Below are 23,598 nucleotides of genomic sequence, written 5' to 3'. Positions count from 1 at the left end.
CGACCGGACGGACCCCGATCTTCACGGTGACCGCAGATCAGGAGAACCATCGCAAACCGTGACGAAGAGTACGGACACACCCGCGCGAGGGACGCCGTGTCCGTGCCGTCACCGGTTGGGGCAACAATGGGGGGATGACCGACAGCCCCGCCCATCCGGCACCCCTCGCCGATCCCCACCTCGTCTACGACCCTCTCGCGGGCGACGGCCCCAAGGACGTGGTGATCCTCGGCTCCACCGGATCCATCGGCACCCAGGCCATCGACCTCGTGCTGCGCCACCCCGACCGGTTCCGGGTCACCGCCCTGTCCGCGAACGGCGGCCGCATCGCCCTCCTCGCCGAGCAGGCCCGCCGGCTGCGCGTACGGACCGTCGCGGTCGCCCGCGAGGACGCCGTACCGGCCCTGCGCGAGGCGCTCGCCGCCGAGTACGGCCCCGGCGAGCCGCTCCCCGAGATCCTCGCCGGACCGGACGCGGCCACCCAGGTCGCCGCCTCCGACTGCCACACCGTGCTGAACGGCATCACCGGCTCCATCGGCCTCGCGCCCACCCTCGCCGCCCTGGAGGCCGGCCGCACCCTGGCGCTCGCCAACAAGGAGTCCCTGATCGTCGGCGGACCGCTGGTCAAGGCGCTCGCCAAGCCGGGACAGATCATCCCGGTCGACTCCGAGCACGCCGCCCTCTTCCAGGCACTGGCCGCCGGGACGCGGGCCGACGTACGCAAGCTGGTCGTCACGGCGTCCGGAGGGCCCTTCCGCGGCCGTACGAAGGCCGACCTGGCCCAGGTGACCGTCGAGGACGCCCTCGCCCACCCCACCTGGGCGATGGGCCCCGTGATCACGATCAACTCCGCGACCCTCGTCAACAAGGGCCTGGAGGTCATCGAGGCACACCTCCTCTACGACATTCCCTTCGACCGCATTGAGGTGGTCGTGCATCCCCAGTCGTATGTCCACTCGATGGTCGAGTTCACCGACGGATCCACGATCGCCCAGGCGACGCCCCCCGACATGCGCGGGCCCATCGCCATCGGTCTGGGCTGGCCCGAACGCGTCCCCGACGCGGCGCCCGCCTTCGACTGGAGCAAGGCCTCCACCTGGGAGTTCTTCCCGCTGGACAACGAGGCCTTCCCCTCGGTGAACCTCGCCCGGCACGTGGGGCAGCTCGCGGGCACGGCCCCCGCGGTGTTCAATGCGGCCAACGAGGAGTGCGTCGAGGCCTTCCGCAACGGCGCACTGCCCTTCAACGGCATCATGGAGACCGTCACCCGGGTGGTCGAGGAGCACGGCACCCCGGCCGCGGGAACTTCACTCACCGTGTCGGACGTCCTCGAAGCGGAGGCCTGGGCACGCGCCCGGGCCCGCGAACTCACAGCCACGACGGCGACCGCGGAGGCGCGTGCATGACGACCTTGATGTTCATCCTCGGCATACTGGTCTTCGCGGTCGGCCTGCTCGTCTCGATCGCGTGGCACGAGCTGGGGCACCTGTCCACGGCCAAGCTCTTCGGCATCCGCGTGCCGCAGTACATGGTCGGCTTCGGCCCGACCATCTGGTCGCGGAAGAAGGGCGAGACCGAGTACGGCATCAAGGCGGTCCCGCTCGGCGGCTACATCCGCATGATCGGCATGTTCCCGCCCGACGACCAGGGCCGCGTCTCCGCCCGCTCCACCTCCCCGTGGCGCGGCATGATCGAGGACGCCCGCTCGGCCGCCTTCGAGGAGCTCCAGCCCGGCGACGAGACGCGCATGTTCTACACGCGCAAGCCCTGGAAGCGCGTGATCGTCATGTTCGCGGGCCCGTTCATGAACCTGATCCTCGCGATCGCCCTGTTCTTCACGGTCCTGATGGGCTTCGGCATCCAGCAGCAGACCACCACCGTCTCCTCCGTCTCGCCCTGCGTCATCGCCCAGAGCGAGAACCGCGACAGCTGCAAGAAGTCCGACCCGGCCTCCCCGGCCCAGGCCGCCGGCATGAAGAAGCGCGACAAGATCGTCTCCTTCGACGGCAAGCCGACCCAGGACTGGAACACCCTCTCGGACCTGATCCGGGACAGCGCCGGCAAGACCGTCCCGATCGTCGTCCAGCGCGACGGCAAGCAGCTCACCCTGCACGCCAGGATCGCCACCAACCTGGTCGCCAAGAAGGACTCCAGCGGCCAGTACGTCCAGGGCAAGTACGTCAAGGCCGGCTTCCTCGGCTTCAGCGCCGCCACCGGCGTCGTCCACCAGGACCTCGGTCAGTCCGTCACCTGGATGACCGACAGGGTCGGCGACGCCGTCGACTCCCTCGCCGCCCTGCCCGCCAAGATCCCGGCCCTGTGGGACGCCGCCTTGGGCAACGCCCCGCGCCAGCCGGACTCCCCGGTGGGCATCATCGGCGCGGCCCGCATCACCGGCGACATCGCCACCCTGAACATCCCCGCCTCCCAGCAGGTGGCGATGTTCGTGATGCTGCTCGCCGGCTTCAACCTCTCCCTGTTCCTGTTCAACATGCTCCCGCTGCTCCCGCTCGACGGCGGCCACATCGCGGGCGCCCTGTGGGAGGCCCTGCGACGCAACGTCGCCCGGGTGCTGCGCCGCCCGGACCCCGGTCCGTTCGACGTGGCGAAGCTGATGCCGGTCGCGTATGTGGTGGCGGGGATCTTCGTCTGCTTTACGATCTTGGTCCTGGTGGCGGATGTCGTTAACCCCGTGAAAATCTCTTAGCCATACGGCGTTGGAGGCGGCCCGGAACCCGGTGTTCCGGGCCGCATTCCATCGGGTGTGTTTACCGGGTGGGATGTGCTGGCGCCTGGGCCCGTACCGTAATCTCGAAGCCTGGAGCCCGCCCGTAGACGGGACCGGACCTTGATCCACGACTTGGGGTTGCACAGCAGATGACTGCGATTTCTCTCGGCATGCCGTCCGTTCCGACCAAGCTCGCCGAGCGCCGGAAGAGCCGGCAGATCCAGGTCGGAAGCGTGGCGGTCGGCGGAGACGCGCCCGTCTCGGTCCAGTCGATGACCACGACCCGTACGTCGGACATCGGCGCCACCCTTCAGCAGATCGCCGAGCTGACGGCGTCCGGCTGCCAGATCGTGCGCGTGGCGTGCCCGACCCAGGACGACGCGGACGCCCTGGCGACCATCGCGAAGAAGTCCCAGATCCCGGTGATCGCGGACATCCACTTCCAGCCCAAATACGTCTTCGCCGCCATCGAGGCGGGTTGCGCGGCGGTCCGTGTGAACCCCGGCAACATCAAGCAGTTCGACGACAAGGTCAAGGAGATCGCCAAGGCCGCCAAGGACCACGGCACCCCGATCCGCATCGGTGTGAACGCCGGCTCCCTGGACAAGCGCCTGCTCCAGAAGTACGGCAAGGCGACCCCGGAGGCCCTGGTCGAGTCGGCCCTGTGGGAGGCGTCCCTCTTCGAGGAGCACGACTTCCGGGACATCAAGATCTCCGTCAAGCACAACGACCCGGTCGTCATGATCGAGGCCTACCGCCAGCTCGCCGAGCAGTGCGAATACCCGCTCCACCTCGGCGTGACGGAGGCGGGCCCGGCCTTCCAGGGCACGATCAAGTCGGCGGTGGCGTTCGGCGCGCTGCTCTCGCAGGGCATCGGCGACACCATCCGCGTGTCCCTGTCGGCTCCCCCCGTCGAGGAGGTCAAGGTCGGCCTCCAGATCCTGCAGTCCCTCGGCCTGCGCCAGCGCGGCCTGGAGATCGTCTCCTGCCCGTCCTGCGGCCGGGCCCAGGTGGACGTCTACAAGCTGGCCGAGGAGGTCACGGCGGGCCTCACGGGCATGGAGGTCCCGCTGCGGGTGGCCGTCATGGGCTGTGTGGTGAACGGCCCGGGCGAGGCCCGCGAGGCCGACCTCGGTGTCGCCTCCGGCAACGGCAAGGGCCAGATCTTCGTCAAGGGCGAGGTCATCAAGACGGTCCCCGAGTCCAAGATCGTGGAGACCCTCATCGAGGAGGCCATGAAGCTGGCCGAGCAGATGGAGGAGGACGGCGTGGCCTCCGGCGAGCCGTCGGTGTCGGTGGCCGGCTGATCTTTGCCTGCTTTCGTGAGTCCCGTCACCCCTGGGTGGCGGGACTCAGCCATACCTCCGCCCAGATGGATTTGCCGGGCTGTAGCGGCGTGACGCCCCACTTGTCGGCGAGCGCCCCGACCAGGACCAGCCCTCGCCCGGACTCGCCGGTCGGGACCCGCCGCTCGGGCAGCCGCTCGGTACGGGTGTCGGAGACCTCCAGGCGCAGGGTGCCGGACGACTCGGTGAGCCGGAGACGGAAGTCCCGCCCGGGTACGTGCCCGTGCCGGACCGCATTCGCCACGGCGGCGATGAGTGTGACGGCTTCGTTCACGGGGCCGTCGTAGGCGTGCCCCCACTCGTCCAGCCGGAGCGAGACGAGCCGCAGGGCGAGGCGTGCGCCGCGTGGGGTGGAGGTGAAGCGCATGGCGAATTCGCGGGTGGAGATTTCCGACGTCATGCCGCTTACGCTCGCGCACGCTCAGTAACGTTGAACAGCGGCCGCACCTTGACCAACCCGCGTTGTACGAGCGAGGGGTGCCGCTCTACACGGGCGCGCTGTGACCGGCGGTGGCGCGAGGGAATTGGGGGTGTATGTGAGCGAGGAAGCGCAGGCGGAGCCTGAAGTGACGGAGCCGGAGGGCGAGTCCGGGATCGATTCGGCTGTTCCGCTCATCTTCGGGCGGTTGTTGAAGCGGCTGCGGACTCAGGCGGGCATGGAACGCGCCGAACTCGGTTCCCATACCGGGTACTCGGCGGCGACCATCGCGTCGTTCGAGCAGGGGAGGCGCATTCCATCGGCGAGGTTCATCAGGCACGCTGATGAGGTGCTGGGCGCGCAGGGGGTGCTGGTCGATTTCATCGAGGAGATGGAGAAAGCGCAGTACCCGGCGTTCTTACAAGATGCGGCGGCCGCTGGAGAAGAAGGCTGTCGCGTTGCACTTCTTCGCCGTGCAGACCGTGCCCGGTCTGCTTCAGACCGAGGACTACGCGCGGGCGGTCTTCACCGTCCGGCGTCCCCCGCTGGATGAGGCGACGATCGAACAGCGCGTGACGGCCCGGTTGGCTCGTCAGGAGATCTTCGGGCGGAAGCCGATGCCCACCATCAGCTTCGTGATGGAAGAGGCGGTTCTACGGAAAGGGCTGGGTGGACGGGAGGTAGTGCGGGGCCAGTTGGAGCAGATCCTGCTCATCGGTCAACGGACCAACGTGGAGATCCAGGTAATGCCGGACGCTCGCGAGGAGCATGCGGCCCTCTCCGGACGATTCACCTTGATCGAGACGACGAAAGGGCGCAGGATCGCGTACGTGGAGGCATACAAGAGCAGCCGCCTCTTCATCGATCGCTCGACGGTCAGGGAACTGGGGGAGCGCTCCACCATCCACGTACGAGACTCGAAGCAGAACCCCGCCACGGCCCCCGCCCTCGCCCTGCCCCCGGCTGCCTGGCAGGCGTTCCTCGATCTTGTCCAATCTTGAGCGGAGTTTTACCGCCCCTTTGGTGCCGGTCCCGATTGCGAACTCGTCTTGCCTACTAGTGTTTTCGGGCTGATGTGCAGGCTGACGGGGAGGGACGCGGCACCATGGGTGACCAGGGCGGCAGCGGCGGCGACGGCAAGATACTCGATATCAAGATCGCTGATCTGAAGCAGACGGCTCCGCATTTCCAGACGCACAGCCAGGATCTCACCAAGGCGCTGAACAAGCTCAAGACGGCGCTTGCGGCGGCGGGTTCGCCGTGGGGCGACGACAAGCAGGGCAAGGAGTTCCACCAGGCGTACGGCCCGAACGTCACGAAGATCGAGCACGCGGCGGACATCCTCGCCCAGGGCCTGGCCAGCATCCATGAGGCGATGAGCGACATGGCGGACGGCCACATCGACAACGAGCAGCTGGTCCGCTCGATGTTCAGCCGGATCCATGTGCAGGGCCACGGGCAGGGCGGGGGCCAGCCGAAGTGAGCGCGGCCGACAAGGCGAAGCAGATCGTCCAGGACATGACCGGCATGTGGTGGCCGGCGGCCGACGAGCACGGACTGCGGGAGGCGGCCAAGGCCTGGCGGGCCTTCGCCGACGACATCGAGAACGTGCTGTCCGCGGCGAACAAGACGGCGCGGCACATCATCGAGGACAACAAGGGCGAGGCGATCTCCGCCTTCGACGACCCGTTCTGGCGCCGCTACTACTACAACGGGCACGGCTGGCTGAAGGACATGGCCGACGCCGCCCGGGACATGGCCAGGGCGCTCGACAAGTACGCCGACGCCGTGCACAAGGCGGTCACGCGCCTGGAGCACGAGCTGGAGATCGTCGGCGCGACCATCGTCGCGGGCACCGCGCTGGCCATTTTCACGGCCGGTATCTCCGAGGGCGCGGCGGCGGCGGCCACGGCGGGCATCGTGGAACTGGCCGGGACCTTGGGCATCGAGGTCTCCACGGAGATCGCCACGATCGCGGGTACGACCCTGGCAACGGCCGCGATAGGCGGCGTGGAGTCGGTCACCGTGGACCTGGCGGTCAGCCAGCCGGTCGCCATCGCCACCGGCGAGAGCAAGGGCTTCAGCCTGGACGAGGCGAGCGACGCGGCGACGTCCGGCATAGTCTTCGGCGGCATGTTCGGCGGCGCCGGCGCCATGGCCAAGGTCGCAGGCGAGGCGGGCGGCTTCGGAGCCCTGTTCGACGGCATCTCGATCCCCGGCGCCCGGGCGCTGCCCAGTGAGCTGGACGGGCTGGGTGACGTGGCGGCGGGTGACGCGCGGAGCACGGCCCGCCAGGCCGCGGGCGAGGACCCGGAGGGCGTGGCGGAGAACCCGGGCAACAAGGTCCAGGACGACAACACCGACCCGGTGGACCTGGTCACCGGCAAGATGTACCTGCCGCAGACCGACATCACCCTGCCCGGCACCCTGCCCCTGGTCTTCACCCGCCGCGTGGAGTCCGGCTACCGCCTGGGCCACTGGTTCGGCCCGTCCTGGTCCTCGACGGTCGACCAGCACCTGGCGATCGACACCGAGGGCGTCATCTTCGTCACGGAGGACGGCCTCCTCCTGAGCTACCCCCACCCCCAGCCCGGCGCCCCCACGCTCCCCACCCACGGCAGCAAGCGCTGGCCGCTGGCCCGGGTGGAGGGCGGTTACACGGTCACGGACCCCCGCTCGGGCCGGGTGTGGCACTTCGCCGACCGGGGCGAGGACCGCGCGGTCCTGGAGCAGATGGACGACCGCAACGGCAACTGGCTGACCTTCGAGTACGACGCCGAGGGCACCCCGCTGGCGATCGTCTCCTCCGGCGGCTACCGCCTGAAGATCACCACATCCGGCGACCGGGTCACGGCCCTGCACCTGGCGGGCGCGGCGCCCGACGGCACGGACCAGGAGATCAAGCGCTACGCCTACTCACCCGAAGGCCACCTGACGGAGGTCATCAACTCCTCGGGTCTGCCCCTGCGTTTCGCGTACGACGACCGCGCCCGGGTGGTGTCCTGGACGGACACGAACAATCGCAGCTACACGTACGAGTACGACAACCGGGACCGCTGCATCGCCGAGAGCGGCTCCCACGGCCACATGGCCCTGCGTCTGTCGTACGACGAGACGGACCCGGCGACCGGCCACCGCGTCACCACCACGGTGACGGGCGAGGGCCACACCCGCCGCTACCTGATCAACGCCAACAGCCAGGTCGTCACGGAGATAGACCCGCTGGGCGCGGCCACCCACTTCACCCGCGACCGCTACAACCGCCTGCTGTCCACGACGGACCCCCTGGGCCACACGACGACGTTCCGCTACGACGACGAGGGCAACCTGCTCTCGGTCATCCGCCCGGACGGCCGCGAGGCGAGAGCGGAGTACAACGACCTCGGCCTGCCGGTAAAGGTGACCGGCCCTGACGGCAACACCCACCGCCGTACGTACGACGAGCGGGGCAACCGGACGTCTATGACGGACCCGGCGTCCCAGGCAACGCACTTCACCTACACGCAGGCCGGCCACCTGACATCGGTCACGGATCCGCTGGGCCACACGACCAGGGTGCTCTGCAACCGCGCGGGCCTGCCGATCGAGGTCACCGACCCACTCGGCGCGGTCACCCGTTACACACGGGACGCCTTCGGCCGCCCGATCGCGATCACGGACCCCACCGGCGCGACGACCCACCTGCAATGGACGGTGGAAGGCCAACTGGCCCGCCGCACGGCCCCGGACGGCACGTCGGAGAGCTGGACGTACGACGGCGAGGGCAACTGCACCAGCCACACCGACCCCCTCGGCGGCGTCACCCACTTCGAATACACCCACTTCGACCTCCTGTCGGCCCGCACGGGCCCGGACGGCGTCCGCTACGAATTCGCCCACGACGCGGAACTGCGCCTGACGAAGGTGACGAACCCCCAGGGCCTGACGTGGGAGTACGCCTACGACGGCGCTGGCCGCCTGCTGTCGGAGACGGACTTCGACGACCGCACGCTGACGTACGAGCACGACGCCGCCGGCCGCCTGGTCTCCCGCCGGAACGCTCTCGGCGAGGTGACGGCCTTCGAACGCGACGCCCTGGGCCGCATCACCACGAAGAACGCCGCAGGCGCCGTCACCACCTACGCCTACGACTTCACCGACAACCTCGCCCAGGCCACGGGCCCGGACGGCACGATACTGACGCTGCTGCGCGACCGCTACGGCCGCCTGCACTCGGAGACGGTCAACGGCCGCACGGTGACGTACGCCTACGACACCCTGGGCCGCCGCACAGCCCGCACCACCCCCACCGGCGCCCACAGCACCTGGACGTACGACGCGGCCGGCAACCGCACCCAGCTGACCACCAACGGCCGTACGATCGACTTCGCCTACGACGAGGCGGGCCGCGAACTGACCCGCCACATAGGCGAAACCATCACCCTGGCCCACACCTTCGATCCCCTTGGCCGCCTGACCACCCAGTCGGTGACCGGCACACAGGGCCGCATGCTGCAAAGAAGGGCGTACACCTACCGCGCCGACGGCAACCTGACCGCCATAGACGACCACCTCTCAGGCACCCGCCGCTTCGACCTGGACGCGACGGGCCGGGTGACAGCGGTCCACGCGGCGAACTGGTCGGAACGCTACGCCTACGACGAGGCAGGCAACCAAACAGAAGCGACCTGGCCGACGAACCACCCGGGCACGGAGGCAATGGGCCCCCGCTCCTACACGGGCACCCGCATCACCCGAGCGGGCAACGTCCGCTACGAACACGATGCGCTCGGCCGCGTTACCCTCCGCCAGAAGACCCGCCTTTCGAGGAAGCCGGACACCTGGCGCTACGAATGGAACGCCGAAGACCGCCTTATCTCGGTGACCACCCCGGACGGCACCCGCTGGCGCTACACCTACGACCCCCTGGGCCGCCGCACAGCAAAACTCCGGCTGGCGGAAGACGGCGAAACGGTGCTGGAAAGGGTGGACTTCGCCTGGGACGGCACAACTCTCTGTGAACAGACTACGACGTCTTCGTCCCTTCCCAACCCGGTCACTCTCACCTGGGACCACGAGGGCCACCGCCCCCTGTCCCAAACAGAGCGCATCACAGCGGCAGACGCACCCCGGGAGGAAATTGACTCCCGCTTCTTCGCCATAGTCACCGACCTCGTCGGCACCCCGAGCGAACTCATAGATGAACAGGGTGACATCGCCTGGCGCACCCGAAGCACCCTGTGGGGAACCACAGCGTGGGCAACGGACAGCACCACCTATACACCCCTCCGGTTCCCGGGCCAGTACTACGACCCGGAAACCGGCCTGCACTACAACCACTTCCGCCACTACGACCCCGAAACCGCCCGTTACGCCACCCCCGATCCCCTCGGCCTGGAGCCCTCACCCAATCCCATCGCATATGTGTCCAACCCGCATGCGTGGGCTGATCCGCTCGGTTTGAGTCCCTACCCGCCCCGTATCAAGGACGGTGGGTGGGATCTGAGGAACCATAATCCACTAGACATCGTGCCCGATGACGCGGAGGTGCGCGTTCTCAAACCGGATCCCAACGGGGGTGCGCAAAAGGGAGTCGAATACAAATGGAAAGATCCTGAGACGGGGAACACCGTTCGACTTCGGGTGCATGATAAGGATGGAACTGCCCCGGCGGGCTCGAATGCGGCGAACGGCGACGTCTACCGCATCTCGATCGGCGGCAAATACCAGGATGACGCGGGGAACCTGTACCATCGGCAAGTCCACAACCCAAACAGTCCGCACTACAACCCCGACGCGGCCAACGGCACACACATGCCCTGGCCGAGCCAATATCCACTGCCGTATTGATTACCAAGGTTTCGTGTATGGAATCCCGAGAATATATCGAAATAGTGCGTAAGGTCCTGGATATCGAATCGGGCGTGCGTGAACGCGCGGCTGACGAAGTTACTGACCGTTTGAGTGCCTACTCGCCCGCTCAGGCTTCGGCCTTGGCGACGCTGCTGTCGGCGGCTGCGGTTTCCGAGGAGGAGAACTCGGCCCTGGAGGCCGAGCTTCACGCCATCCTTGAGTTGATGTCAACAGGCCATGTTCGTCTTGACCATGTCTCACAGCTGCAGGAGATCCGCATCGAGCAACTGCCGCCCGAGCTTGGTGAATACGTGACCGACGTGCTCGAAGGGTGATCAGTTCCACGAGGCACTGCGCCTCCCCGACTACTTCGGCTGGAAGTGGGACGCCCCGCGGGACTATCGGGACAGTAGAAGATCACCTTCGGCGTTGTACCGCTGTGCCCGCGCGAGGCCCAGGAAGACCTCCGCCGAGAGCTTCCTCGCAGGTAGGTCCCCCTTTCGTCACCCCGAGGCGCCGCACAATCGCACGAGGTACAGTGCCGGGACCAGCAGAACCCCAGGGTGAGGCCCCGCACGTGTTGACCCAGACCACCTCACGGGTGCTCGAACCGAGCGACCTTGACGCCGCGCTCGCCGTCCTCGGCCGCGAGCCGGTCGCGAACGCCTTCGTGACCTCCCGGGTGCAGGTCGCGGGCCTCGACCCCTGGCGGCTCGGCGGCGAGATGTGGGGCTGGTACGAGGACGGCATGCTCACGTCCCTGTGCTACGCGGGCGCCAACCTGGTCCCGGTCTGCGCCACCCCCCGCGCCATCCGCGCCTTCGCGGACCGGGCGAGAAGGGCCGGCCGCCGCTGCTCCTCGATCGTCGGGCCCGCCGATGCCACCGCCTCGCTGTGGCGCCTGCTGGAACCCCACTGGGGCCCCGCCCGCGAGGTGCGCGCCCACCAGCCGCTGATGGTCACCGACCGCATGCCCGCCGACATCGCCCCCGACCCCTATGTCCGCCGCGTCCGCAAGGACGAGATGGAAGCGATCATGCCGGCCTGCGTGGCGATGTTCACCGAGGAGGTCGGCGTATCGCCGATGGCCGGTGACGGCGGCCTGCTCTACCAGGCCCGCGTCGCCGAACTCGTCGGCTCCGGCCGCTCCTTCGCCCGCCTCGACGAGCACGGCAAGGTCGTCTTCAAGGCGGAGATCGGCGCGGCGACCAGCCACGCCTGCCAGATCCAGGGCGTCTGGGTGGCCCCCGAGTACCGGGGGAGGGGCCTGGCCGCCCCCGGCATGGCGGCGGTCCTGCGCTATGCCCTCGCCGACGTGGCCCCGGTCGTCAGCCTGTACGTGAACGACTTCAACACGGCGGCGAGAAGGACGTACCGCCGCGTGGGCTTCCAGGAGGTCGGCGCCTTCATGAGCGTCCTGTTCTGAAGCCGCTGTACGCTCCCGGCATGGACCTCGTGATCGGCCCCCTGGACCTCGTTGCCCGCGTCGACGAGGCCCTGGCCGTCCAGGCCGTAGCCTTCGGACTCGGCCCCGACGAGGTCGCCGTACGCCGGCAGATCGTCCAGCGCCATATGCAGTTCCCGGGCGCGCGGGCCCTCGGCGCCACCGTCGGCGGTCACCTCGTCGGCTTCGTCTACGGCATGCCGAACTCCCGCACCCACTGGTGGTCCACCGTGGTGGAGCCGTACCTCCGCGCCACCGGCAACGACTTCTGGCTGGACGACTCCTTCGTGATCACGGAACTGCACGTCCACCCCCGTCACCAGAACCGGGGCATCGGGCGCCGCCTGATCACCGCGATCACCGACACCGCCGCCGAGCCCCGCTCGATCCTCTCCGCGATCGACACCGACAGTCCCGCCCGCGGTCTGTACTTCTCCCTCGGCTATGTCGACCTCGCCCGCCAGGTCCACTTCCCGAGCGCGCCGAAGCCGTACGCCGTGATGGGCGCCCACCTGCCACTGCGCCGCAAGTAGAGCCGGGGCGAATCCGATTTCCACCGGCACAGGCAGCCCGGCTAACCTCCTATGCCATCACCCTTACCCGGCAGGAGTACGAGAACCATGGCCAACGCACCGGTCCAGCGCATGTCCCAGTTGATGGCGAAGACGCTGCGCGACGACCCGGCGGACGCCGAGGTCCTCAGCCACAAGCTCCTCGTCCGCGCCGGTTACGTCCGCCGCACGGCCGCCGGCATCTGGAGCTGGCTGCCCCTCGGCAAGAAGGTCCTCTCCAACGTCGAGCGGATCGTCCGCGAGGAGATGGACGCCATCGGCGCCCAGGAGGTCACCCTCCCCGCCCTGCTGCCCCGGGAGCCGTACGAGGCGACCGGCCGCTGGGACGAGTACGGCCAGGAGCTGTTCCGCCTCAAGGACCGCAAGGGCGGCGACTACCTCCTCGGCCCCACCCACGAGGAGATCTTCACCCTCCTGGTCAAGGACCAGTGCACGTCCTACAAGGACCTGCCGGTGATCCTCTACCAGATCCAGACCAAGTTCCGTGACGAGGCCCGCCCCCGCGCCGGCATCCTGCGCGGCCGCGAGTTCCTGATGAAGGACTCGTACTCCTTCGACCTGGAGGACGAGGGGCTCGCGCAGTCGTACGCCCTGCACCGCGAGGCCTACCAGCGGATCTTCGAGCGCCTCGGCCTGGACTACCGCATCTGCGCGGCCACCGCCGGTGCGATGGGCGGCTCGAAGTCGGAGGAGTTCCTGGCCCCGGCCGAGGCCGGCGAGGACACCTTCGCCGACTGCCCGAACTGCGACTTCGCCGCCAACACGGAGGCGATCACCTACGCGCTCAAGCCGGTCGACGCCTCGGACGTGCCCGCGCTGGAGGAGATCCCCACCCCGGACACCCCGACCATCGAGACCCTGGCCGCCTCCCTCGGCGTCCCCGCCTCCGCCACGCTGAAGAACCTGCTGGTCAAGGTGGACGGCGAGATCGTCGCCGTCGGCGTGCCCGGCGACCGCGAGGTCGACCTGGACAAGGTCGAGGCGCACTTCGCCCCGGCCGTCGTCGAGATGGTCACCGAGGCGGACTTCGCCGGCCGTCCCGACCTGGTCCGCGGCTACGTCGGCCCGCAGGGCCTGGGCGAGAAGGTCAAGTACGTCGCCGACCCGCGCGTGGCCCCCGGCACCTCCTGGATCACCGGCGCCAACAAGGACCAGACCCACGCCAAGAACGTCGTCGCCGGCCGTGACTTCGAGGTCGACGACTACGTGGACGTCGTCGTGGTGCGGGAGGGCGACCCCTGCCCCAAGTGCGGCACCGGCCTGAACCTGGACCGCGCCATCGAGATCGGCCACATCTTCCAGCTGGGCCGCAAGTACACCGACGCCCTCAAGCTCGACGTCCTCGGCCAGAACGGCAAGCCGGTCCGTGTGACCATGGGCTCCTACGGCATCGGCGTCTCCCGCGCGGTCGCGGCCATCGCCGAGCAGAGCGCCGACGACAAGGGACTGGTGTGGCCCAAGGAGGTCGCCCCGGCCGATGTGCACGTGGTCGCCGCCGGCAAGGCCCTGCAGACCGAGCTGGCCCTCGACGTCGCCGAGAAGCTGGCCGCCGCGGGCCTCCGCGTCCTGGTCGACGACCGGGCCGGCGTCTCCCCGGGCGTGAAGTTCACCGACGCCGAGCTGATCGGCGTCCCGCAGATCCTGGTCGCCGGCCGCCGCTCCGGCGAGGGCGTCCTGGAACTGAAGGACCGCAAGACCGGCGAGCGCGAGGAACTCACCGTCGAGGACGCGATCGCCCGTCTGGCGGCGTAGCACGCAAACGTCAACGAGCCCCCTGAGATGCGCTCAGGGGGCTCCGTCGGCTCTACAGCCACCCGGCGAACTCCAGCAGAAGCTCCCCGTCCTTCGGTCGCCCGACCCGGCGCGCCCGCACCCCGGACTCCACCGCCCGGAACAGCGTCCACCCCCGCAGTCGCTCCTGATCCACTTCCAGCGACTCGGCGAGCCGCTTGATGCGGCGCCGCGTCGTCGCCGCACCCGCCGGTGTCGCGATCAGGTCCTCCACCCGGTCCCGCACCAGCCGCGCCAGGTCGAACGCGCACTCACCCACCACCGGATCAGGGCCCACCGTGAGCCACGGCCACCGCTCCCCGGCCAGCACCTTGCTCTGCCGGAACGTGCCGTGCAGCAACCGGTGTTCGGGCGGCGCCGCCAGCAGCTCCTCGCGGGCCGCGAGCGCCGCGTCGACCAGCGGCGCCACCTCGGGGTCGGCCTCCGCACCCGCCCGCATCGCCGCCGCCTGGCGCCCCGTGCGCTCGGCGACGGTCTCGAAGGCATGACCGGCCGGCGGCTCGACCCACAGCCGCCGCAGCGTGCCCGCGGCCTCCAGCAGCGCCTTCGCCTCCGGCAGCGACCGCACGGAGACATCCGGGTGCAGCCGCTCCAGCAGCAGCACACCGTCCTCCGCACCGGCTCCCAGCAGCTGTACGGCGCCCAGCCCGCCCCAGTGCGCCAGCGCCGCCCGCTCGCTCTCCGGACGGGCCCGGGGCGGGGCCAACTTCAGCACGGCCGGGGTGCCGTCGGCCCGCCGCACCAGCACCACCAGGCTGCTGCGCCCGCCCGGCACCTGAACCCGCTCCACCGTCAACTCGTGCCTGGCAACGGCCTGTTCGGCGATCGTGGGCAGCCGGGCGAGCCAGTCGTCCCCGGCCGGTGCCGTCTCACCGAGCGCCCGTACCAGGCGCGGCGGCGGTTCGAAAGCCATGCGCGAGTCGTTTCCTTCCAGTCCGGGTCCTGTCGTACGAGGTGTCTACGGCCTCACGGGCTCACGGGGTCACCGAGGCGGAGGCCGAGGGTGTCGTACCGGCCGCGCCGGTCCCTTCGCCGGAGGACCGCTCGGCGAGCCCAGGGAAGGCTACGCTCTCCCCGCTCCAGCGCACCGCGCGCACCGCGGCCTCCCGCAGCGCTGCGGCGGCCGCACCGCGCCGCGCGCCCGTCGCCGCCCGCACCAGGTCCGCGTAGACGCCCGCCACCCGCTCCTCCAGCCGGGCGGCGAGCCGCACGGCTGCCGCCGCGTCGGGCACCGGGAACGGCAGCGCGTACGCGGCGTTCGCGGCGACCGGCTGCCCGCCCAGCTCACGGACCTCGCGGGTCAGCGCGTCCCGGCGCGCCCGGTGGGCGTCGTACGCCGCCCGTGCCTCGGTCCGGCGGGCCGCGCTGATCTTGCCGCCGACGACACCGTAGCCGTACACCGCCGCGTGCTCCGCCGCCAGCGCCGCCTGCAGCGCCCTCAGCTCGGCCGACCTCGCCTCGTCGCTCACTTCGCCCCCTCCGTCAGCAGGTACGCGTGCGTGGCCCCGGCCGCCGCCACCGACGCCAGCAGCCGCGCCAGCTCGCCCGGCACCTCCAGCAGGGCCTTGGCACGCCGGTCGGCCAGCGTGCGCTCGGCGGCGGCCAGGTCGGCGAGGGCGTCCCTCTCGGCGGCCGGGACGGCCGGCTCGGCGGACGGGGAGGCCGAGGACTTCGCGGGCTTGGGCGTCGTACCGTCCGTGAACGCCCGGACATGCGCGGCCACCTGGGCCCGCAGCGGGCCCAGCCGCTGCGCCAGCCCCGGGTGCGCGGCGAGCACGGCGTCGTACCGCTCCAGCAGCCCCTGGCTGTCCCGCGCGGCACGCGCGCGTGCCCGCTCAGAAGCCGACGCGGCGCTGCTGCCACCGGAGTCCGGCCCAGCCGAACACCCCACCAGCAGGGCGGCCCCGGCGGCCGAGGCGAGCAGGGTTCTTCTGCGCGGCCCCGAGGGGGCGCGCAAGGGTGGGGGGTACGGCACGGCTGACGTCCTCGGGGGGCTCGTACGAACACACGGGCGGGAGGGCAGCCCGCCGTGATCACGGTACCCGCGCATCCCTGCGCCTCATGTCACCGGCTCAGTGAACCCACCCCAGGGGCACGGGGAACGGCGCGACCAGCCCCCCACGACCCGCACCCGCCAACGAACAACAGCCCCCCCGAGCTGGAAGGCGCCCGCCCCACCGCCGGAGGCACACGCACGCAACAGTGCCCGCGACCGGATACCCTTTGACCAGACACGCGACCCATCCCACAACAGCACACGCGGCCGAGGAGTCACCCGGATGAGCACCACCCAGAGCGAGAGGCTGCGAGAGCTGCTCGAACCGCTCGTCACCTCCCAGGGACTGGATCTCGAAGAGATCGCCGTGGACTCCGTCGGACGCAAGCGGGTGCTGCGCGTGGTCGTCGACTCCGACACCGGAGCCGATCTGGACGCCATCGCCGATGTGAGCCGTGCGCTCTCGGCGAAGCTCGACGAGACCAACGCGATGGGCGACGCGGCGTACGACCTGGAGGTCGGCACCCCCGGCGCGGAGCGCCTCCTCACCGAACACCGGCACTTCGTGCGCGCCACCGACCGGCTCGTGAAGTTCCAGCTGACCGAGGGCGGCGAGCTGATCGCCCGGATCCTGAAGGTCGACGAGGACGGTCTGGACGTCGAGGTTCCCGGGGTCAAGGGCCGCAAGGCCACCAGCCGCCGGCTCGGCTTCCCGGAGATCGCCAGGGCGCGCGTGCAGGTCGAGTTCAGCCGCAAGGACGACAAGGTCAAGAAGGACATGAAGGAAGAGGAGGAGGCGTAGCCGTGGACATCGACATGAGTGCCCTGCGGGGCTTGGTTCGGGAGAAGGAGATCTCCTTCGACCTGCTGGTCGAGGCGATCGAGTCGGCCCTCCTCATCGCCTACCACCGCACCGAGGGAAGCCGCCGACACGCGCGCGTGGAGCTCAACCGGGAGACCGGGCATGTGACCGTGTGGGCGAAGGAGGACCCCGAGGACCTGGAAGAGGGGCAGGAGGCCCGCGAGTTCGACGACACCCCGTCGGGCTTCGGGCGGATCGCCGCCACCACCGCCAAGCAGGTGATCCTGCAGCGGCTGCGCGACGCCGAGGACGACGCCACGCTCGGCGAGTACGCCGGCCGCGAGGGCGACATCGTCACCGGCGTGGTCCAGCAGGGCCGCGACCCGAAGAACGTGCTGGTCGACATCGGCAAGCTGGAGGCCATCCTGCCGGTGCAGGAGCAGGTGCCGGGCGAGACGTATCCGCACGGGATGCGGCTGCGCTCGTACGTCGTCCGGGTGGCCAAGGGCGTCCGCGGTCCGTCGGTCACCCTGTCCCGTACGCACCCCAACCTGGTGAAGAAGCTCTTCGCCCTGGAGGTGCCGGAGATCGCCGACGGCTCGGTGGAGATCGCCGCGATCGCCCGTGAGGCCGGTCACCGCACCAAGATCGCCGTACGGTCCACCCGTTCGGGCCTGAACGCCAAGGGCGCCTGCATCGGCCCGATGGGCGGCCGGGTGCGCAATGTGATGGGCGAGCTGAACGGCGAGAAGATCGACATCGTCGACTGGTCGGACGACCCGGCCGAGATGGTGGCGAACGCCCTGTCACCCGCTCGGGTGAGCAAGGTGGAGGTCGTGGACCTGGCCGCCCGCTCCGCCCGGGTGACCGTGCCGGACTACCAGCTGTCGCTCGCGATCGGCAAGGAGGGGCAGAACGCCCGCCTCGCCGCCCGGCTCACCGGCTGGCGGATCGACATCCGGCCGGACACCGAACAGATGGCCGAATAAGAGCGAGTAACAGCCGGTAACCGGGCGGCTCCGGGAATAGATCCAAGCCGCGGGCCGCTTGGTTTACGACAACAACCGTTCGATCTTTCCCCCGAAGGGGTGAGGTCGGTGCGGGGAGGTAGACTTAACTGTGTCTGGCCGGACGCACGCCGGAGCATGCCCTGAACGCACCTGTGTGGGGTGCCGGGAGCGGGCGGCCAAGGACGATCTGCTGCGGATCGTGAAGATCGAGGACGCGTGCGCCCCCGATCCTCGCGGTACGCTGCCCGGCCGGGGTGCCTATGTACACCCCGCACTGGTCTGTCTCGACCAGGCGGTACGCCGCCGGGCGTTCCCGCGGGCACTGCGCGCCCCGGGGCCGCTCGACACAAAGGCGTTGCGCCGATACGTCGAGCAGACAACAGTTGCCGAGCAGGCAACACCGTAAGACGTGCCGCACGGAACCCCGTGCGGCCTGGTACCTCGCGAGTCGAAAGCAGGTCGAGATTGCGATGAGCACTCGATGAGTACGCGATGAGTACGCCCATGAACTAGCGACGGTCCGGCTTCACCCGGACCTCAAAGGAGCGAAGTGGCTAAGGTCCGGGTCTACGAACTCGCCAAGGAGTTCGGCGTTGAGAGCAAGGTCGTCATGGCCAAGCTCCAGGAGCTCGGTGAATTCGTCCGTTCGGCGTCTTCGACCATCGAAGCGCCCGTAGTACGCAAGCTGACTGACGCCTTCCAGGGCGGTGGCAACGGCAAGTCCGCCGCGAAGCCCGCCCCGCGCAAGGCTGCCCCCAGGCCCGCGGCGCCCTCTCCGGCGCAGGCGGCCCGTCCGGCTGCCCCGAGGCCGGCCCCCAAGCCTCCGACGGCGCCCGCTGCCCAGCAGCCGGCCGCCCCGGCGGCCCCTGCGGCGTCCGCGCCCGCCCCGGGCCCGCGTCCGGTGCCGGGTCCCAAGCCCGCGCCGCGTCCGGCTCCGGCCGCCCCGGAGTTCACCGCTCCGCCGGCCGCCCAGGCCCCGCAGGCCCCGGCCGCGCAGGGTCCGCGTCCCGGCGCCCGTCCGGGTGCCCCGAAGCCCGCCGGTGCCCGTCCGGGCGGTCCCGGTCAGGGCCAGGCCCGTCCGGGCCAGGGTGCCCCGCGTGCCGGTGGCCAGGCCCCGCGTCCGGGTGCCCGTCCGGCCGGTCCGCGTCCGGGCAACAACCCCTTCACCTCCGGTGGCTCCACCGGCATGGCCCGCCCGCAGGCCCCGCGCCCGCAGGGCGGCGCGCGTCCCGGCCCCGGCGGCCCCGGCGGCGGTCCCCGTCCGCAGGCGCCCGGCGCCCAGGGCGGCGGTCCGCGTCCGCAGGCTCCCGGCGGGCACGGCGGTCCCTCCGGGCGGCCGACCCCGGCCGGCATGCCCCGGCCGCAGGGCGGTCCGCGTCCCGGCCCGGCCGGTCCGCGTCCGAACCCCGGCATGATGCCGCAGCGTCCCGCTGCCGGCCCGCGTCCCGGCCCCGGCGGCGGCGGTCGCGGTCCGGCCGGTGCCGGTCGTCCCGGCGGCGGCGGCGGTCGTCCCGGCGGCGGTTTCGCCGGTCGTCCCGGTGGTGGCGGCGGCGCCCGTCCGGGCGGTGGCGGCGGTTTCGCCGGTCGTCCCGGCGGCGGTGGCGGCGGCTTCGGCGGCGGTCCCGGCGGTGGCGGCGGTGGCCGTCCCGGCTTCGGCGGCCGTCCCGGCGGTCCCGGTGGCCGCGGTGGCACGCAGGGCGCCTTCGGTCGTCCCGGCGGTCCCGCGCGTCGTGGCCGCAAGTCGAAGCGGCAGCGGCGCCAGGAGTACGAGGCCATGCAGGCCCCGAGCGTCGGCGGCGTGATGCTGCCGCGCGGCAACGGCGAGACCATCCGTCTCTCCCGCGGCGCGTCGCTCACCGACTTCGCGGAGAAGATCAACGCCAACCCGGCGTCGCTCGTCGCGGTCATGATGAACCTCGGCGAGATGGTCACCGCGACGCAGTCCGTCTCCGACGAGACGCTCCAGCTCCTCGCCGACGAGATGAACTACGCGGTTCAGATCGTCAGCCCGGAGGAGGAGGACCGCGAGCTGCTCGAGTCCTTCGACATCGAGTTCGGCGAGGACGAGGGCGACGAGGAGGACCTGGTGGTCCGTCCGCCGGTCGTCACCGTCATGGGTCACGTCGACCACGGTAAGACCCGACTGCTGGACGCGATCCGCAAGACGAACGTCATCGCGGGCGAGGCCGGCGGCATCACCCAGCACATCGGTGCCTACCAGGTCGCGACCGAGGTCAACGACGAAGAGCGCAAGATCACCTTCATCGACACCCCGGGTCACGAGGCGTTCACCGCCATGCGTGCCCGTGGTGCGAAGTCGACCGACATCGCGATCCTGGTCGTCGCGGCCAACGACGGCGTCATGCCGCAGACGGTCGAGGCGCTCAACCACGCCAAGGCGGCCGACGTGCCGATCGTGGTCGCGGTCAACAAGATCGACGTCGAGGGTGCCGACCCGACCAAGGTGCGCGGTCAGCTGACCGAGTACGGCCTGGTGGCCGAGGAGTACGGCGGCGACACCATGTTCGTCGACATCTCCGCCAAGCAGGGTCTGCACATCGACTCGCTGCTGGAGGCCGTGATCCTCACGGCCGACGCCTCGCTCGACCTGCGGGCCAACCCGGCCCAGGACGCGCAGGGCATCTCGATCGAGTCCCGTCTCGACCGCGGCCGTGGTGCCGTGGCGACGGTCCTCGTCCAGCGAGGCACGCTGCGGGTCGGCGACACGATGGTCGTAGGCGACGCCTACGGCCGGGTTCGCGCCATGCTCGACGACAACGGCAACAACGTCGCCGAGGCCGGCCCGTCGACGCCGGTCCAGGTCCTGGGCCTGACCAACGTCCCGGGCGCGGGTGACAACTTCCTGGTGGTCGACGAGGACCGTACGGCCCGTCAGATCGCCGAGAAGCGCGCCGCCCGTGAGCGCAACGCGGCCTTCGCCAAGCGCACGCGCCGCGTGTCCCTGGAGGACCTGGACAAGGTGCTCAAGGCCGGCGAGGTCCAGCAGCTGAACCTGATCATCAAGGGTGACGCTTCTGGTTCCGTCGAGGCCCTGGAGTCCTCCCTGCTCCAGCTGGACGTCGGCGAAGAGGTCGACATCCGCGTCCTGCACCGCGGCGTCGGTGCGGTCACGGAGTCCGACATCGACCTGGCGATGGGCTCCGACGCCATCGTGATCGGCTTCAACGTCCGCGCGGCCGGCCGCGCGGCGCAGATGGCCGAGCGCGAGGGTGTGGACGTCCGGTACTACTCGGTCATCTACCAGGCGATCGAGGAGATCGAGGCGGCCCTCAAGGGCATGCTCAAGCCGGAGTTCGAAGAGGTCGAGCTGGGTACGGCGGAGATCCGCGAGGTCTTCAAGTCGTCCAAGCTGGGCAACATCGCCGGTGTCCTCATCCGGTCCGGCGAGGTGCGCCGCAACACCAAGGCCCGCCTCATCCGCGACGGCAAGGTGGTCGCGGAGAACCTCAACATCGAGGGCCTGCGTCGCTTCAAGGACGACGTCACCGAGATCCGCGAAGGCTTCGAGGGCGGTATCAACCTCGGAAACTTCAACGACATCAAGGTCGACGACGTCATCGCGACGTACGAGATGCGGGAGAAGCCGCGGGCGTAATGGCCCACGGATTCTGAAGCTGGCCGGCGGGACCACGGTCCTGCCGGCCAGCTTGCCGTTGCGGGAGCTGTTGCGGGGGCCACGGAAACCCCGTCGAGCGACCGCGCCGGTTCGCGTAACCTTTTGGTGTCCCCGGCCCACACGGGCCCGGGGCCATCGATCCCGTACCGGCGGGTGAACCGGTTACACACATGTACGTGGGGACTCTGTCCTTCGACCTCCTCCTCGGCGACGTCCACTCGCTGAAGGAGAAGCGCTCCGTCGTCCGCCCGATCGTCGCCGAACTCCAGCGGAAGTACGCGGTGAGCGCGGCAGAGGTGGACCACGTGGACCTCCATCGGCGAGCGGTCATCGGCCTCGCCATGGTCTCCGGCGACGCGGCGCACCTCACCGACGTACTGGACCGGTGCGAACGGCTGGTCGCCGGCCGCCCCGAGGTCGAGCTGCTGTCCGTGCGACGGCGCTTCCACGGCGAAGACGACTGACGACCAGACCCAACACCAGAGCAAGCAGAAGAAAGAACGGGAGACGGACCAGTGGCCGACAACGCGCGGGCGAAAAGGCTGGCGGACCTCATCCGGGAGGTGGTGGCCCAGAAACTGCAGCGCGGGATCAAGGACCCGCGGCTCGGCTCGCACGTCACCATCACGGACACCCGGGTCACGGGTGACCTGCGGGAGGCGACCGTCTTCTACACGGTCTACGGCGACGACGAGGAGCGGAAGGCCGCGGCCGCGGGCCTGGAGAGCGCCAAGGGCATCCTGCGCTCCGAGGTGGGCCGCGCGGCCGGTGTGAAGTTCACGCCGACCCTGACCTTCGTCGCGGACGCCCTGCCGGACACCGCCCGGACCATCGAGGACCTCCTCGACAAGGCACGGCAGTCCGACGAGAAGGTCCGCGAGGCCTCCGCGGGCGCCAGCTACGCGGGCGGCGCGGACCCGTACAAGAAGCCGGCGGACGACGAGACGGACGGCGACGCCGCGGAATGACCCAGAAGCACACCACGCCCGACGGCCTCGTCATCGTCGACAAGCCGTCGGGCTTCACTTCGCACGACGTGGTCGCCAAGATGCGCGGCATCGCACGCACCCGCCGCGTCGGCCACGCCGGCACCCTCGACCCGATGGCGACCGGCGTCCTGGTCCTCGGTGTCGAGCGCGCCACCAAGCTCCTCGGGCACCTCGCCCTCACGGAGAAGGAGTACCTGGGCACCGTCCGCCTGGGCCAGAACACGATCACCGACGACGCCGAGGGCGAGGTCACCTCGTCCACCGACGCCTCCAGGGTGACCCGGGACGCCATCGACGCCGGCATCGCCAAGCTGACCGGCGACATCATGCAGGTGCCGTCCAAGGTCAGCGCCATCAAGATCGACGGCGTGCGGTCGTACAAGAGGGCCCGCGAGGGCGAGGACTTCGAGATCCCGGCCCGTCCGGTGACCGTCTCCTCCTTCGCGGTGTACGACGTCCGGGACGCCGTCGCCGCCGACGGCACCCAGGTCCTCGACCTGGTCGTGTCCGTCGTCTGCTCCTCCGGCACCTACATCCGCGCCCTCGCCCGTGACCTGGGCGCCGACCTCGGCGTCGGCGGCCACCTCACCGCGCTGCGCCGGACGCGCGTCGGACCGTACAAGATCGATACGGCGAAGACGCTGGACCAGCTCCAGCAGGAGCTGACCGTGATGCCGATCGCGGACGCCGCCGCGGCCGCGTTCCCGCGCTGGGAGGTGGACGCCCGGCGCGCCCGGCTGCTGCTGAACGGCGTCCGGCTGGAGATGCCCGACGAGTACGCGGGCGCCGGTCCCGTCGCCGTCTTCGACCCCGAGGGCCGCTTCCTCGCACTGGTCGAACAGCACAGGGGCAAGGCCAAGAGCGTGGCCGTCTTCGGCTGAGACATCCGCCGAGACATCCGCCGAGACACCCGCCGTGGGCGCTGCCCGTGGAGCGGCGGCCGGCCACGGGGTGGGCCCCTGCCGCCGCTCCACGATCCCCCCTCGGTTCCCCCACCTCTAGGGTTATCCATCGGCTCCCGCCTATTCACCCG

The 23,598-nt window shown here is 70.3% G+C and carries 20 protein-coding genes and 1 pseudogene; 17 read left to right on the top strand and 4 right to left on the bottom strand.

Annotated features, from left to right (window positions below; all coding sequences use genetic code 11):
- The first annotated feature begins 134 nt into the window (after positions 1 to 134).
- The 3 genes from dxr (at position 135) to ispG (ending at position 4,035) form a co-directional block, all read left to right on the top strand.
- Complete coding sequence (gene dxr, locus ACFYOH_RS21930) at positions 135 to 1,406, top strand: 1-deoxy-D-xylulose-5-phosphate reductoisomerase (RefSeq protein WP_388627858.1); 1,272 nt, start codon at positions 135 to 137, stop codon at positions 1,404 to 1,406.
- Positions 1,403 to 2,707 (top strand): M50 family metallopeptidase, encoded by a 1,305-nt coding sequence (locus ACFYOH_RS21925; RefSeq protein ID WP_388627856.1) that lies wholly within the window; start codon positions 1,403 to 1,405, stop codon positions 2,705 to 2,707. The genes dxr and ACFYOH_RS21925 overlap by 4 nt, the downstream gene beginning before the upstream one ends.
- 170 nt (positions 2,708 to 2,877) lie before the next feature.
- Positions 2,878 to 4,035: a flavodoxin-dependent (E)-4-hydroxy-3-methylbut-2-enyl-diphosphate synthase gene (gene ispG / locus ACFYOH_RS21920; protein WP_388627852.1), complete on the top strand. Its 1,158-nt coding sequence runs from the start codon at positions 2,878 to 2,880 to the stop codon at positions 4,033 to 4,035.
- A gap of 25 nt (positions 4,036 to 4,060) precedes the next feature.
- On the opposite strand, the gene ACFYOH_RS21915 is transcribed toward ispG, so the two are convergent.
- The gene (locus ACFYOH_RS21915) at positions 4,061 to 4,474 is read right to left on the bottom strand and encodes an ATP-binding protein (protein WP_388627849.1); all 414 of its coding nucleotides are present in this window, start codon (positions 4,472 to 4,474) and stop codon (positions 4,061 to 4,063) included.
- 136 nt (positions 4,475 to 4,610) lie between these two features.
- Between ACFYOH_RS21915 and ACFYOH_RS21910 the strand changes: the two are divergent.
- From ACFYOH_RS21910 to ACFYOH_RS21880, 7 genes and pseudogenes are all read left to right on the top strand, one after another.
- Positions 4,611 to 5,493, top strand: a pseudogene (locus ACFYOH_RS21910) (helix-turn-helix domain-containing protein).
- 104 nt (positions 5,494 to 5,597) lie between these two features.
- Positions 5,598 to 5,975 carry a WXG100 family type VII secretion target gene (locus ACFYOH_RS21905; protein WP_388627847.1) on the top strand — a complete coding sequence of 126 codons (378 nt, stop codon included), beginning with the start codon at positions 5,598 to 5,600 and terminating at the stop codon, positions 5,973 to 5,975.
- Complete coding sequence (locus tag ACFYOH_RS21900; RefSeq protein ID WP_388627844.1) at positions 5,972 to 10,321, top strand: polymorphic toxin type 30 domain-containing protein; 4,350 nt, start codon at positions 5,972 to 5,974, stop codon at positions 10,319 to 10,321. The genes ACFYOH_RS21905 and ACFYOH_RS21900 overlap by 4 nt, the downstream gene beginning before the upstream one ends.
- 17 nt (positions 10,322 to 10,338) lie before the next feature.
- On the top strand, positions 10,339 to 10,659 hold the full coding sequence (locus ACFYOH_RS21895) for a hypothetical protein (protein ID WP_388627841.1): 321 nt from the start codon (positions 10,339 to 10,341) through the stop codon (positions 10,657 to 10,659).
- Positions 10,660 to 10,901: 242 nt separating this feature from the next.
- The gene (locus ACFYOH_RS21890; RefSeq protein WP_388627839.1) at positions 10,902 to 11,750 is read left to right on the top strand and encodes a GNAT family N-acetyltransferase; all 849 of its coding nucleotides are present in this window, start codon (positions 10,902 to 10,904) and stop codon (positions 11,748 to 11,750) included.
- 20 nt (positions 11,751 to 11,770) lie between these two features.
- Entirely contained in the window at positions 11,771 to 12,301 is a 531-nt protein-coding gene (locus ACFYOH_RS21885; protein WP_388627836.1) for a GNAT family N-acetyltransferase, read from the top strand.
- A gap of 87 nt (positions 12,302 to 12,388) precedes the next feature.
- A complete protein-coding gene (locus ACFYOH_RS21880) occupies positions 12,389 to 14,092 on the top strand; it encodes a proline--tRNA ligase (protein ID WP_388627834.1) in 1,704 nt (567 codons plus the stop codon).
- A gap of 52 nt (positions 14,093 to 14,144) precedes the next feature.
- Here ACFYOH_RS21880 and ACFYOH_RS21875 read toward each other — a convergent pair whose 3' ends face one another.
- The 3 genes from ACFYOH_RS21875 to ACFYOH_RS21865 form a co-directional block, all read right to left on the bottom strand.
- Entirely contained in the window at positions 14,145 to 15,044 is a 900-nt protein-coding gene (locus tag ACFYOH_RS21875) for an aminoglycoside phosphotransferase family protein (RefSeq protein ID WP_388627831.1), read from the bottom strand.
- A gap of 61 nt (positions 15,045 to 15,105) precedes the next feature.
- A complete protein-coding gene (locus ACFYOH_RS21870) occupies positions 15,106 to 15,600 on the bottom strand; it encodes a ferritin-like domain-containing protein (RefSeq protein ID WP_388627829.1) in 495 nt (164 codons plus the stop codon).
- Positions 15,597 to 16,106, bottom strand: a complete 510-nt coding sequence (locus tag ACFYOH_RS21865; RefSeq protein WP_388627827.1) for a hypothetical protein — start codon at positions 16,104 to 16,106, stop codon at positions 15,597 to 15,599. The genes ACFYOH_RS21870 and ACFYOH_RS21865 overlap by 4 nt, the downstream gene beginning before the upstream one ends.
- A gap of 304 nt (positions 16,107 to 16,410) precedes the next feature.
- On the opposite strand from ACFYOH_RS21865, the gene rimP reads away from it, so the two are divergent.
- From rimP to truB, 7 genes are all read left to right on the top strand, one after another.
- A complete protein-coding gene (rimP, locus tag ACFYOH_RS21860; RefSeq protein ID WP_388627824.1) occupies positions 16,411 to 16,929 on the top strand; it encodes a ribosome maturation factor RimP in 519 nt (172 codons plus the stop codon).
- Between the two features lie 2 nt (positions 16,930 to 16,931).
- A complete protein-coding gene (gene nusA / locus ACFYOH_RS21855) occupies positions 16,932 to 17,918 on the top strand; it encodes a transcription termination factor NusA (RefSeq protein WP_388627821.1) in 987 nt (328 codons plus the stop codon).
- Positions 17,919 to 18,048: 130 nt separating this feature from the next.
- A complete protein-coding gene (locus ACFYOH_RS21850) occupies positions 18,049 to 18,345 on the top strand; it encodes a YlxR family protein (RefSeq protein WP_388627818.1) in 297 nt (98 codons plus the stop codon).
- Positions 18,346 to 18,489: 144 nt separating this feature from the next.
- A complete protein-coding gene (gene infB, locus ACFYOH_RS21845) occupies positions 18,490 to 21,555 on the top strand; it encodes a translation initiation factor IF-2 (RefSeq protein ID WP_388627815.1) in 3,066 nt (1,021 codons plus the stop codon).
- A 191-nt stretch (positions 21,556 to 21,746) separates the two neighbouring features.
- Positions 21,747 to 22,040 carry a DUF503 domain-containing protein gene (locus tag ACFYOH_RS21840; RefSeq protein ID WP_365718710.1) on the top strand — a complete coding sequence of 98 codons (294 nt, stop codon included), beginning with the start codon at positions 21,747 to 21,749 and terminating at the stop codon, positions 22,038 to 22,040.
- 51 nt (positions 22,041 to 22,091) lie between these two features.
- Positions 22,092 to 22,544, top strand: coding sequence for a 30S ribosome-binding factor RbfA (gene rbfA / locus ACFYOH_RS21835; protein ID WP_388627812.1), 453 nt, complete (start codon positions 22,092 to 22,094; stop codon positions 22,542 to 22,544).
- On the top strand, positions 22,541 to 23,446 hold the full coding sequence (truB, locus tag ACFYOH_RS21830; RefSeq protein ID WP_388627809.1) for a tRNA pseudouridine(55) synthase TruB: 906 nt from the start codon (positions 22,541 to 22,543) through the stop codon (positions 23,444 to 23,446). The genes rbfA and truB overlap by 4 nt, the downstream gene beginning before the upstream one ends.
- Positions 23,447 to 23,598: the final 152 nt, after the last annotated feature.

It is taken from the genome of Streptomyces sp. NPDC007856 (assembly GCF_042868225.1).
Taxonomy (GTDB): Bacteria; Actinomycetota; Actinomycetes; order Streptomycetales; family Streptomycetaceae; genus Streptomyces.
The sequence above is the reverse complement of the archived record's forward strand: the minus strand, read 5'-3'. Positions and strand labels throughout refer to the sequence as shown.